General features: G+C 72.1%; 6 protein-coding genes. 3 read left to right on the top strand and 3 right to left on the bottom strand.

Features of this window, described 5'->3' with window-relative positions; genetic code table 11:
- The coding region (locus tag BN344_RS10340) for an SbcC/MukB-like Walker B domain-containing protein (RefSeq protein ID WP_269319898.1) at positions 1 to 874 on the top strand (874 nt) is incomplete at its 5' end.
- A 37-nt stretch (positions 875 to 911) separates the two neighbouring features.
- Here BN344_RS10340 and BN344_RS10335 read toward each other — a convergent pair.
- The 3 genes from BN344_RS10335 to BN344_RS10320 are packed head-to-tail and all read right to left on the bottom strand — an operon-like array spanning position 912 to position 4,223.
- Complete coding sequence (locus BN344_RS10335; protein ID WP_081788535.1) at positions 912 to 1,496, bottom strand: GtrA family protein; 585 nt, start codon at positions 1,494 to 1,496, stop codon at positions 912 to 914.
- Between the two features lie 49 nt (positions 1,497 to 1,545).
- On the bottom strand, positions 1,546 to 3,702 hold the full coding sequence (locus BN344_RS19040; RefSeq protein WP_051515783.1) for an LGFP repeat-containing protein: 2,157 nt from the start codon (positions 3,700 to 3,702) through the stop codon (positions 1,546 to 1,548).
- The gene (locus tag BN344_RS10320; RefSeq protein WP_155858835.1) at positions 3,702 to 4,223 is read right to left on the bottom strand and encodes a hypothetical protein; all 522 of its coding nucleotides are present in this window, start codon (positions 4,221 to 4,223) and stop codon (positions 3,702 to 3,704) included. The genes BN344_RS19040 and BN344_RS10320 overlap by 1 nt, the downstream gene beginning before the upstream one ends.
- A 211-nt stretch (positions 4,224 to 4,434) precedes the next feature.
- Between BN344_RS10320 and BN344_RS10315 the strand changes: the two genes are divergently transcribed.
- Both BN344_RS10315 and purE read left to right on the top strand, forming a co-directional pair.
- Entirely contained in the window at positions 4,435 to 5,646 is a 1,212-nt protein-coding gene (locus tag BN344_RS10315) for a 5-(carboxyamino)imidazole ribonucleotide synthase (RefSeq protein ID WP_040338441.1), read from the top strand.
- A gap of 13 nt (positions 5,647 to 5,659) precedes the next feature.
- Complete coding sequence (gene purE, locus BN344_RS10310) at positions 5,660 to 6,187, top strand: 5-(carboxyamino)imidazole ribonucleotide mutase (protein ID WP_040338440.1); 528 nt, start codon at positions 5,660 to 5,662, stop codon at positions 6,185 to 6,187.
- The last annotated feature ends 16 nt before the right edge of the window (positions 6,188 to 6,203 follow it).

The raw sequence follows: 6,203 nt of genomic DNA, 5'->3' as shown, positions 1-6,203 counted from the left end.
GGCGGCCCGCGTGGAGTCGGCGGGCTTCCCCGACCTGGACGCCGCCGCGTGCGCGCTGCTCCCCGCCGGGCGCGCCGACGAGCTGGCCCGCCGGGTGGAGGAGCACGACCGGGCACTCGCCGTGGCCCATGCCGTCCTGGCGGAGCCCGCCCTGGCAGAGCTGGGAGCCCGCCCCGACCTGGAGGCGCTCACCGGCGGCTGCCGCGCGGCGACCGCCGACCGGGAGGCGGCCGTCGCCGCGCTCGAGCACGCCCGGCGCCGCGTCGCCCGGCTGGACGAGCTGGCCGGGGAGCTCACCGCGGTCGAGGTGGAGCTCGACGAGCAGCGCGCGGTCACCGAGCAGGTCACGGCGCTGGCCGACCTCGCCACCGGGCGCGGTGCCAACCGGTTGAAGATGCGGCTGCAGTCCTTCGTTCTCGCGGCCCGGCTCGAGCAGGTGTCCCAGGTGGCCAGCCGCCGGCTGCAGGACATGTCCGGCGGGCGCTACACCTTCCGGCACAGCGACGCCCAGGGCCGCCACGGCGCCCGGGGCGGTCTGAGCCTCGTGGTCCTGGACGAGTACACCGGCACCGAACGGCCGACCAAGACACTGTCGGGCGGGGAGAGCTTCATGGCCTCTCTCGCGCTGGCCCTCGGGCTGGCCGACGTCGTCACCGCCGAGAGCGGGGGCGTGCAGATCGACAGCCTCTTCGTCGACGAGGGGTTCGGCACGCTCGATCCCCAGGCGCTCGACGCCGTGATGAACGTGCTGGACGAGCTCCGCCGTGGCGGCCGGACCGTGGGCGTCATCAGCCACGTCGAGGAGCTGCGCACCCGCATCACCAGCCGGCTCGAGGTCGTTCCCGGGAGGAACGGCTCGCGGCTGGCGAGCTGAGCGACCGGGGTGGAGAGCCGGACGGCGACCCGAGAGGTCAGACGGCGCCGCGGGTGACCGGCGGCAGCGCGTCGTCCCCGGCGTGTGCCTGCTCCGGCGGGAAGCCGGCCGGAGCAGGGGTCGGCGACGGGGCCGCTCCCGCCGCGTGGTGAGGGGCACCGGCGCCGGTCGTCGCGCCGGCCAGCGCGGGGAACACCCAGCGCCGGTACGCCAGGTACCGGAGCACGCTGTTGAGCCCGATCGAGCCGACGTTGGCGATCTGGATCACCAGCACGCTCTCCTGGTCCAGCGGGTAGCGCACGAACCAGACGATCGCCGCGCCGATGGCGAGCGTGCCCGCGTTGATGAGGCTGAAGCGGCTGAACGACCGGCGGACCGTCGTCCGGTCGCGGTGCGCGAACGCCCAGTTCCGGTGCCCGAGGAAGGCCACGACCATCGACACCAGGGTGGCCATCGTCTTCGCCGTCACGGCGCCGATGTCCATGTGGGCGTAGAAGAGCTGGAAGAGGCCGACGTCGATGACGAAGGCGAATCCGCCCACCGCGCCGAAGGCGCCGAGCTCCTTCAGCCGCCGACGCACCCGTCCGGCGGTCACGGCCGAACGGCCGCGGGGGGAAGCCACCTGAGCGATTCTAGGCAACTTCCCGCCCGCGGGGCCGGGGCCGGCACATTCAGCCGAAGGAGACGGTGCCGGTCGCGGTGTGCCACGTAGCGGTCCCGCCCTGGAACCGCTGGGTGACGTTGCTGCCCGACGACGCGGGGTTGCCCGTCGGGTAGCCCCAGCCGCCGGCCTCCCAGCCGCTGGCCGCCCACGCGTCCTTGATCGGACCCGACACGTGGTTCACGCCGCTCGCGGGGGAGTAGTAGATCGAGGCCCCCTGGAAGTGCGAGAAGCAGCCGCCGCCGCGCAGCCCGCAGGTCTCGTCGCTGGTGGGATAGCCCATCCAGCCCGTCTCCCGGCCCGCCACCGTCCACAGGTCGCGGATGGCACCCTTGACGAACTGGGTTCCCGTGGCAGGGCTGTAGTACAGGCTGCCCCCCTGGAAGTTCGCCGCGCAGCCGTGAGCCGTCAGCTCGCAGACCACGCTGCTCGTCGGGTAGCCGACGGCGCCGGACTCGTAGCCCAGCTGGTGCCACTTGCCCATCAGCGTCCGGTTGATCACGTGCACCCCGGTTGCCGGGGAGTACCAGATCGACCCGTTCTGGAAGTGGCTGACGCATCCGCCGCCGCGCAGTGCGCAGAGCTCGTCGGTGGTCGGGTAGCCGAGCCAGCCGTTCTCCGCACCGGTGGCGCGCCACAGGCCGCCGATCGCGCCCTTGACGAACTGAGTGCCCGTCGCCGGGCTGTAGTACAGGCTGCCGCCCTGGAAGTTCGCGAAGCAGCCGTGGCCCTTGAGCTCGCAGGTGACGCCGGACGTGGGGTAGCCCACGGCGCCGGCCTCGTAGCCCAGTTGCCGCCACTTGCCCATGAGCGTCGAGTTGATCGCATGTGCCCCGGTCGAGGGGTGGAACCAGATCGAGCCGTTCTGGAAGTGGCTGACGCACCCGCCACCGCGCGTGCCGCACAGTTCGTCGGTCGTGGGGTAGCCCAGCCAGCCGAGCTCCCAGCCCATGGAGGCCCAGTGGGCTCGGATGATCCCGCGGACCCACAACGTCCCGCTGCCCGGGGACGAGTACATCGAGCCGCGCTGGAACTCCTGGAAGCAACCGCTGCGGACCAGTCCGCAGTTCAGCTCGGACGTCGGATAGCCGAGCGGCCCGAGCTCCCACCCGTCGGACGCCCACTTGGCCCGTACGTGCGACTCCACGGCACGCGCCCCGGTCGCAGGCGACCAGTAGATCGATCCGTGCGTGTAGTGCTGGAAGCAGCCGTTGTCGCGCAGGCCGCAGTGGAAGCCCGTCGTCGCGGCACCCAGCCGGCCACCGGCTCCACCCAGCTCGTTGTGCCGGATCATGATGGCGCCGGCGCCGGCCGAGTGGGTTGAGCCGAACCAGTCGGTGAAGTAGTTCCAGAAGTTGCGGTTGCCGTACGAGGAGCAGGAGTCGCCGGTGCCGTAACCGCCGTTGCTTGCGTTGAGCGCCGCCTGGTTGGGCCGGTACGGCGTGTAGTTGTAGAGCCCTGCTGTCGCCTGGTTCTGGATGTAGACCTGTGACGTGCCGCAGCGGACGTTGTTCCGGTTGTCTCCGTACCTGTCCTGAACTGCGGGGTAGTAGCCGATGATGTTGGTGCGCCCTGCCCGGTAGCTGTAGCTGGCCGGGGAGGCGGCGTAGCGCTGGTACTGCCAGGCGGAGCGGTACAGCTGGTTCTGCAGCCCTTCGTAGGAGGGGTCGCACGTGCCGGTGCCGTTGTCGGGGCAGCCATAGCCAGCCGCCCGGACATACATCTTGTCCGTCGGGTTGGAGCTCGTGATGAAGCCCATTTCCTTCTGGAGGAGAACGAGCAGCACCCGGGGGTTCACCCGGCACGAAACGGAGACCTTCGCGATGACGACGGCGGCACTCTCGTTCGCCGCCCCCTGGTAGCCGGCGCACAGGTTGTCCGCCGCACGGTTCGTCGTGTTCATCCTGTAGTCGCGCAGGCATGGGCTGCTGTCGAGCGCAGGGTTGGGACAGGTGCTGGGCGCCTTGCTCCCCAGGAAGGCCTGGATGGCAGCGGCGTCCATCGCGAGCCCGTCGAAGAACACCGCGTCGGAGATGATGTTGCCCGGGTCGAAGAGCCGGAGATCCGCGGCTTCGGCCTGCTGGACGGGCGTGCTGGTGGTCACCGGGCTCAGGAGCGAGGCCGCGGCGACGGTGAGGACGGCGAGCAGCCGGACCATCGTGCGCATCACGGGACCTCGACCTCCACCGCACCGGAGACGCCCTGGGACGTCTCCGACTCGTAGGAGAGAACCGCCTTCCAGACTCCGGAGGACAACCGGTCCCCGGGGACGACCATCTCGGCGCAGGACGTGGACGTGACGTTGTCGACGGCCTGCGACGAGGCCTCGACCTCGGTCGCGCCCTTGCTCAACGTCAGCGTGCAGGTGCCCCCGGCCTCCACGAGCGAGGGGACGAAGCCGCCGGCCTCGACGCCCCTGATGTCGGCGTTCCAGCCGAAATAGGTCAGCTGTGGCGCAACATCGTCACCGGCGGGGGCCGTGGGCGCGGGCGAGTCGGTGGCCACCTCGGTGGGCACCTCGACGTTCGGGTCCGGCTGTCCGTAGACGCCGGGAGTCGGCGGGGCGGAGGACCCGGCCGAGGACTCGGTCGACGACGACTTCCGGGAGTCGTCGGCGCCCCCGCAAGCGGTGAGCAGCGGACCGAGCACGATCAGTCCCAGGCACGTGGCGCGCCAGGTGTTGCGCATGAAGAGCATCCCTCGTCCGGTTGCACGGTTTCGCGACGTCAGCCCTCACGGAGAGGATCGCGACGGGCACGTGGTGTCACCAGGCTCCCACGGTGCGTGCCCTTTGCCGTCCTGCGACACGGAGTGGTCCGAGTCTCGGAAAACGGTGTCGCGGCACCTCGACCTGCTAAGGGGATGCGGGCCGGGGACGGCCCGCTAGGCTCGTCCGGCCATGTCAGGTCCCGCACCCCTCTCCGCCGTCACGGGCCTGCCCGTGGTCGCGATGGTCGGTGGCGGCCAGCTCGCGCGGATGACCCACCAGGCGGCCATCGCCCTCGGGCAGTCGCTCCGCGTCCTCTCCGCCGGCCCGCAGGAGTCCGCCGCGCTGGTCGCCGCGGACGTGCGGATCGGCGCCCACGACGACCTCGACGCGCTGCGCGACCTGGCCGACGGCGCGACCGTCGTGACCTTCGACCACGAGCACGTCCCGACCGAGCACCTCCACGCCCTGGAGCAGGCCGGGCACCGGGTGGCACCCGGCCCCGCGGCCCTGGTCCACGCCCAGGACAAGCTGGTCCTGCGCGAGGCGCTGGCCGCCGCGGGGGAGCCGCAGCCCGACTGGGCCCGCGTGGACACCGTCTCCGACGTCGAGGAGTTCGCCGCTCGGGCCGGCTGGCCGGTGGTGCTCAAGACCCCCCGCGGTGGCTACGACGGCAAGGGCGTGTTCGTCGTGGAGGACGCCGCGACGGCCGCCGAGCTGTGCCGGCGGCACGGGACGCTGCTGGCCGAGCAGCGGGTTCCGATGGTCCGGGAGCTGTCCGCCCAGGTCGCCCGCTCGCCGTTCGGGCAGGTCGCGGTCTGGCCGGTGGTGGAGACGGTGCAGCGCCACGGCGTCTGCGCCGAGGTGCTGGCACCGGCCCCCGGGCTGAGCGAGGAGCGCTCGGCCGCCGCGCAGGAGCTCGCGGTGCGCATCGCCGACCGGCTGGGCGTGGTCGGCATGCTGGCGGTCGAGCTGTTCGAGACCGCCGACGGCGTGCTGGTCAACGAGCTGGCGATGCGGCCGCACAACTCCGGCCACTGGACGATCGAGGGCTCGCGCACCAGCCAGTTCGAGCAGCACCTGCGCGCGGTGCTGGACTACCCCCTGGGCTCCACGGCCATGACCACGCCGGTCGCGGTGATGGCCAACGTCCTGGGCGGCGCGGCGTCGGCGCCGGACTGGACCGGCCCCGCCCTGGATGAGCGCGTCCACCACCTGATGGCGCACTGGCCCGAGGTGAAGCTGCACTGGTACGGCAAGACGCAGCGGCCCGGTCGCAAGCTCGGGCACCTCACCGCCCTGGGCGACGACGTGACCGAGGTGCGTGCCCGCGCCGTCGCGGCGGCCCGGTACCTGGCCGACGGCGTGGTCGACCCCGCCTTCGCGTTCGAGCACGACCACTGAGCCGAGGAGAACCGTGAACGAACAGCGGAACGTCGTCGACGAGCCCGTGGTCGGCATCGTCATGGGCAGTGACTCCGACTGGCCGACCATGCACCCGGCCGCAGAGGCGCTGGAGGAGTTCGGCGTCCCGTACGAGGCGCACGTCCTCTCCGCCCATCGCACGCCGCGCCGGATGCTCGACTACGCGGAGTCGGCCGCCGGCCGCGGCCTGCGCGTGATCATCGCGGGCGCCGGGGGTGCGGCACACCTGCCGGGCATGGTGGCCGCCGCGACACCGCTGCCGGTCATCGGTGTCCCGCGCCCGCTGGACCGGCTCGACGGACTGGACAGCCTGCTGTCGATCGTGCAGATGCCGGCGGGTGTCCCCGTGGCCACGGTCGGCATCGGCGGCGGTCGCAACGCCGGGCTGCTCGCCGTCCGCATCCTCGCGGCCGCCGACCCGGTCCTCCTGGAGGCGGTCGGCAGGTTCCAGGCCGATCTCGCCGCACAGGTCGAAGCGCGGGACCTCACCCTGCAGGAGCGTCTTCGTTCCGACACATAGTCGGACGTCCTACGAT

The organism is Candidatus Blastococcus massiliensis AP3 (assembly GCF_000582785.1).
Classification (GTDB): domain Bacteria; phylum Actinomycetota; class Actinomycetes; order Mycobacteriales; family Geodermatophilaceae; genus Blastococcus; species Blastococcus massiliensis.
The sequence above is the reverse complement of the archived record's forward strand: the minus strand, read 5'-3'. Positions and strand labels throughout refer to the sequence as shown.

Excerpts from the sequence above, each read along its gene's own strand:
- BN344_RS19040 (WP_051515783.1), bottom strand. The coding sequence starts at position 3,702 with ATGCGCACGATGGTCCGGCTGCTCGCCGTCCTCACCGTCGCCGCGGCC.
- BN344_RS10320 (WP_155858835.1), bottom strand. The coding sequence starts at position 4,223 with ATGCGCAACACCTGGCGCGCCACGTGCCTGGGACTGATCGTGCTCGGT.
- BN344_RS10315 (WP_040338441.1), top strand. The coding sequence starts at position 4,435 with ATGTCAGGTCCCGCACCCCTCTCCGCCGTCACGGGCCTGCCCGTGGTC.